The organism is Streptomyces hainanensis (genome assembly GCF_004348415.1).
GTDB classification, from domain to species: Bacteria; Actinomycetota; Actinomycetes; order Streptomycetales; family Streptomycetaceae; genus Streptomyces; species Streptomyces hainanensis.
This window is the reverse complement of record NZ_SMKI01000687.1, coordinates 1-2809: the sequence shown is the minus strand read 5'-3', so window position 1 is coordinate 2809 and position 2809 is coordinate 1. Positions and strand designations below refer to the sequence as shown.

The following is a 2809-nucleotide window of genomic DNA, read 5'->3' as shown; positions in this document are numbered from 1 at the left end:
GCCCCTCCCCCTCCGCGGAACCTCTCCCACCAGGAGCTCGTCGTGACCATCACCCAGCCGGACCTGAGCGTCTTCACCACCCTGGAGTCGGAGGTGCGCAGCTACTGCCGTGGCTGGCCCACCATCTTCGACCGGGCCCAGGGCAGCTACATGTACGACGAGGACGGCCACACCTACCTCGACTTCTTCGCCGGCGCCGGCTCGCTCAACTACGGGCACAACAACCCGCTGCTGAAACGCGCCCTGCTCGACTACCTGGAGCGCGACGGCGTCACCCACGGCCTGGACATGTCCACCACGGCCAAGCGCGCCTTCCTGGAGAGCTTCCGGGACGTGGTGCTGCGCCCGCGCGGCCTGGACCACAAGGTGATGTTCCCCGGCCCCACCGGCACCAACGCGGTCGAGGCGGCGCTCAAGCTGGCCCGCAAGGTCAAGGGCCGGGAGTCGATCGTCTCGTTCACCAACGCCTTCCACGGCATGTCGCTCGGCGCGCTCGCCGTCACCGGCAACGCGTTCAAGCGCGCCGGCGCCGGCATCCCGCTGGTGCACGGCACCCCGATGCCGTTCGACGACTACCTGGACGGCCGCACCCCCGACTTCATCTGGTTCGAACGACTGCTCGAAGACGCCGGTTCGGGGCTCAACAAGCCGGCCGCCGTCATCGTCGAGACCGTGCAGGGCGAGGGCGGCGTCAACGTGGCCCGCGCCGAGTGGCTGCGCGCCCTGGCCAGCCTGTGCCAGCGCCACGACATGCTGCTGATCGTCGACGACATCCAGATGGGCTGCGGCCGCACCGGGCCGTTCTTCTCCTTCGAGGACGCCGGGATCGTCCCCGACATCATCACCGTCTCGAAGTCCATCAGCGGCTACGGCCTGCCGATGTCCCTGACGCTGTTCCGGCCCGAGCTGGACATCTGGGAGCCGGGCGAGCACAACGGCACCTTCCGCGGCAACAACCCCGCCTTCGTCACGGCGGCGGCCGCGCTCGACGCCTACTGGACCGACGGCCAGATGGAGAAGCAGACCCTCAGCCGCGGCGAACAGGTGGAGCACACGCTGCTCGGCCTGACCGCCGAACACGCCTCGGCCGGCGCCTCCTACCGCGGCCGCGGCCTGGTCTGGGGCCTGACCTTCGCCGACCCGGCACGCGCCAGCGCCGTCTGCCGGCGCGCCTTCGAGCTCGGCCTGCTGATCGAGACCTCGGGCCCCGAAAGCGAGGTCGTGAAGCTGCTGCCGGCGCTCACCATCGCCCCCGACGAACTGGACGAGGGCCTCCGCGTCCTCACCCGCGCCGTCCGCGAGACCGACTGACCCGACCACCGGCCCGACCACCGGCCTGAACCACCGGTCCGACCACCGGCCTGACCACCGGAAGGAATGAGAACCCCGTGATCGTCCGATCGCTCACCGACATCGAGGGCACCGACCGGGACGTGCACTCGGCGTCCGGCACCTGGCGCAGCAAGCGCATCGTCCTGGCCAAGGAGGGGGTGGGCTTCTCCCTCCACGAGACGGTGCTCTACGCCGGCACCGAGACCTCGATGTGGTACGCGAACCACATCGAGGCCGTGTTCTGCGTCGAGGGCGAGGCCGAGCTCACCAACGACAACACCGGCGAGAAGCACTGGATCAGGCCCGGAACCATGTACCTCCTGGACGGCCACGAGAAGCACACCATCCGCCCGACGAGCGACTTCCGGGTGCTGTGCGTCTTCAACCCGCCCGTCACCGGCCGGGAGGACCACGACGAGAACGGCGTCTACCCGCTGCTCACCGAGGCGACGACCGAAGCCTGAGACGCAGCGCGGCAGACGAGCGGGAGATGAGAGGAGCAGACAACATGACGACCGCACCCGAACGCACCGCCGACCTGTATCCGACCCGGGGCGCCAAGGAGATGGCCACCCCGCGTCAGGACCCGGTGGTGTGGTCAGAACCGGGCGCGCCAGGACCGTTCTCCGCCGGAGAACTCGCGGGCCTGGAGCGGGACGGCTTCGCCGCCATCGACCGGCTGATCTCGCCGGAGGAGGTGGGCGTCTACCGGGCCGAGCTCGACCGGCTGGTCACCGACCCGGCGATCAGGGACGACGACCGATCGATCGTCGAGCCCCAGTCCCAGGAGATCCGGTCGGTGTTCGAGGTGCACAAGATCAGCCCGGTCTTCGCCGAGCTGGTCTCCGACCCACGCGTGGTCGGCCGCGCGCGGCAGATCCTCGGCTCCGACGTCTACGTCCACCAGAGCCGGATCAACGTCAAGCCGGGGTTCGGCGCCAGCGGGTTCTACTGGCACTCGGACTTCGAGACCTGGCACGCGGAGGACGGCCTCCCCCGGATGCGGGCCGTCTCGGTGTCGATCGCGCTGACCGAGAACTACGACACCAACGGCGGCCTGATGATCATGCCGGGGTCGCACCTGACGTTCCTCGGCTGCGCGGGCGAGACGCCGAAGGACAACTACAAGAAGTCCCTCCAGATGCAGGAGGCGGGCACCCCGTCGAACCGGGCCCTGACGGACTTCGCCGACCGGCACGGCATCCGCCTCTTCACGGGCGCCGCCGGCTCGGCGACCTGGTTCGACTGCAACTGCATGCACGGCTCGGGCGACAACATCACGCCCTATCCGCGCAGCAACGTCTTCATCGTCTTCAACAGCGTCGACAACGCGGCCGTCGAACCCTTCGCGGCGCCCATCCGGCGCCCGGACTACATCGGGTCGCGGGACTTCACTCCGGTGAGGTAGCGGCCTACCGGGTCGGCCTGCCGGCCTACCGGCTCGAAGGGACGGGGGTGTGGGGCCGCATCGCGGCCC

General features: G+C 69.7%; 3 protein-coding genes. All 3 read left to right on the top strand.

What is annotated here, in order from left to right; all coding sequences use genetic code 11:
- Positions 1–42 precede the first annotated feature (42 nt).
- Positions 43–1311, top strand: a complete 1269-nt coding sequence (gene ectB, locus E1283_RS34715; protein WP_132822147.1) for a diaminobutyrate--2-oxoglutarate transaminase — start codon at positions 43–45, stop codon at positions 1309–1311.
- Between the two features lie 77 nt (positions 1312–1388).
- A complete protein-coding gene (locus E1283_RS34710) occupies positions 1389–1796 on the top strand; it encodes an ectoine synthase (protein ID WP_132822146.1) in 408 nt (135 codons plus the stop codon).
- Between the two features lie 44 nt (positions 1797–1840).
- Positions 1841–2740, top strand: a complete 900-nt coding sequence (gene thpD, locus E1283_RS34705) for an ectoine hydroxylase (RefSeq protein ID WP_132822145.1) — start codon at positions 1841–1843, stop codon at positions 2738–2740.
- Positions 2741–2809: the final 69 nt, after the last annotated feature.

Bases quoted from the DNA above. Each gene is read 5' to 3' on its own strand.
- thpD (WP_132822145.1), top strand. From the start codon at position 1,841: ATGACGACCGCACCCGAACGCACCGCCGACCTGTATCCGACCCGGGGC.